The organism is Sulfitobacter sp. HI0040 (assembly GCF_001634885.1).
Lineage (GTDB): Bacteria > Pseudomonadota > Alphaproteobacteria > Rhodobacterales > Rhodobacteraceae > Sulfitobacter.
The window spans coordinates 1-2004 of sequence record NZ_LWEX01000270.1; the positions used below are offsets into that span (position 1 = coordinate 1).

Consider the following 2004-nt stretch of genomic DNA (forward strand, 5'->3'; position numbering starts at 1 on the left):
GTCAGCGAGGGCGGGGAGGCCGAAACAGCCGATCCCGGCGCGGCGGTGGAACCCCCGGTGATGGACGATACGGCACCGCCCGAGGCCCCCGCGGCCCCGGTGGATGAGGTGATGGACACCCCCGGCACCGCCCCCGAGGTGCTGCCCGAGGCGGTGGATGACGAACCCGCGCCGCTGCCCGCTGACGAGGCGACTGAACCCCCGACCGCGCCCGCGCCGTCATCGGGCCAGCGCCCCGAAACCCGCCGCGGCGACGCGAATGCCGATACGCAGGATGCCGCTACTCCGGCGCCGCCATCGCCCGAGGGAGCAGGCGGCACGCCTGATACGCCGTTGCGTGATGTCATGTCACCGGTCGCGCCCGACCTCGCACCCGAAGAGGCGGCCCCGGCTGCAAAGCCCGGGCTGTTCGGTCGGCTCATGGGCCGCAGCGCCCCCCGGACCGTGGTGCGCCGGGTGCTGGACGACGAGATGCTCGAGCAACTCGAAGAACTGCTCATCGCTGCCGACATGGGGGTGGACACCGCCCTGCGCGTGACCGCCAACATGGCCGAAGGCCGCTATGGCCGGAAACTGTCGGTCGAAGAGATCAAGCGCCTGATGACGCAGGAAATCGCCCGCATCATGGAGCCGGTGGCGAAACCCTTGCCGCTTTACGCAAAGGTGCCGCAGGTGGTGCTGGTGGTGGGCGTCAACGGGTCGGGAAAAACGACGACGATCGGAAAACTGGCGAGCCAGTTTCAGGCGGCGGGCAAGAAGGTGGTGATCGCGGCGGGCGATACCTTTCGCGCGGCGGCAGTGGAACAGCTTCAGGTCTGGGGCGAACGGGCCGGTGTTCCGGTGCTGACCGCGCCGCAGGGAACGGATCCGGCGAGCCTTGCCTTCGACGCGCTGGCAAAGGCGCAGGCCGACGGGGCCGATCTGCTGCTGATCGACACCGCCGGGCGGCTGCAGAACCGGGGCGACCTGATGGAGGAGCTTGCCAAGATCGTGCGCGTGCTGCGCAAGAAGGACGAGACCGCGCCGCACAACACGCTGCTGGTTCTGGATGCGACGACAGGCCAGAACGCGCTCAATCAGGTCAAGGTATTTCAGGAAATCTCCGATGTTTCGGGGCTGGTGATGACCAAGCTTGACGGCACGGCGAAAGGCGGCGTGCTGGTGGCGCTTGCGGATCGTTTCGGCCTTCCCATTCACGCCATCGGCGTGGGTGAGCAGATCGACGATCTGCAGCCTTTCGATCCGGATGAATTCGCGGCGGCGCTCGTCGGGTTGGAGCAGCCCTGAGTTGGATCAATCGTGCGTGCCGAGGAAGCGTTCGAGCTGTCGCAGCAGTGTCAGCACGATAACGACGACAGTCGTCGCCAGCACGGCAAGCAAAATCTGTCCCGCACCGCAGGCCAAACCGATGGCCCCGGCAAGCCACATGGACGCGCCGGTGGTGATGTTGCGCACCTCTCCCTTCGACGTGAAGATGATACCTGCCGCCAGAAAGGCGACACCGGCTGTCACCGCTTCGATCAGACGCAACGGGTCGAACTGCAACTGGTCTGCTTCGCCCCACGCAAGCGTGGACATCTCAAGCCCGATGATGATGAAGAGGCAGGCCGCCACCGCCACGAGGATATGCGTGCGCAACCCGGCAGGCTTGTGGCGCCATTCCCGTTCTATGCCGACGACCCCGGCAAGCACGGCAGCGATAAACAGGCGCACCGCGGCGACGGTCACGGGCACCCGGGAAAAACTGGACGAGAAGTCTTCTAGAAGCGGGTCGAACATGCAGCAATTCTCTGGCGGCGAATACGCAAGGGGTCAACGGGTATCTGCGCCGGCGGTTCCGCGATGAGTGAGTGGCTTTCCGGTATCGAGGCCAGCGAGGCGGGCCATCGGCTGGCGCTTTGGTTGGCACTGTCGGCAGCTTTTCTGCACGCGGTCTTCGGGGCGCTGCAAAAGGGGCGGCACGATCCATGGCTCACCCGCGGAGCCATCGACGTATTCTTTCTT

At 66.1% G+C, this 2004-nt stretch carries 2 protein-coding genes and 1 pseudogene; 2 read left to right on the plus strand and 1 reads right to left on the minus strand.

The window, feature by feature from the left end:
* On the plus strand, positions 1–1287 hold a 1287-nt coding region (gene ftsY, locus A3728_RS13610), incomplete at its 5' end, for a signal recognition particle-docking protein FtsY (protein WP_443069432.1).
* A 6-nt stretch (positions 1288–1293) separates the two neighbouring features.
* Here ftsY and A3728_RS13615 read toward each other — a convergent pair.
* Positions 1294–1779, minus strand: coding sequence for an MgtC/SapB family protein (locus A3728_RS13615; RefSeq protein WP_067924717.1), 486 nt, complete (start codon positions 1777–1779; stop codon positions 1294–1296).
* A gap of 63 nt (positions 1780–1842) precedes the next feature.
* Between A3728_RS13615 and A3728_RS13620 the strand changes: the two are divergent.
* Positions 1843–2004, plus strand: a pseudogene (locus A3728_RS13620) (multidrug transporter); the annotation flags it as partial.

What these genes read in the sequence shown, in the direction of transcription:
- A3728_RS13615 (WP_067924717.1), bottom strand. Translation starts at nt 1,779, where the DNA reads ATGTTCGACCCGCTTCTAGAAGACTTCTCGTCCAGTTTTTCCCGGGTG.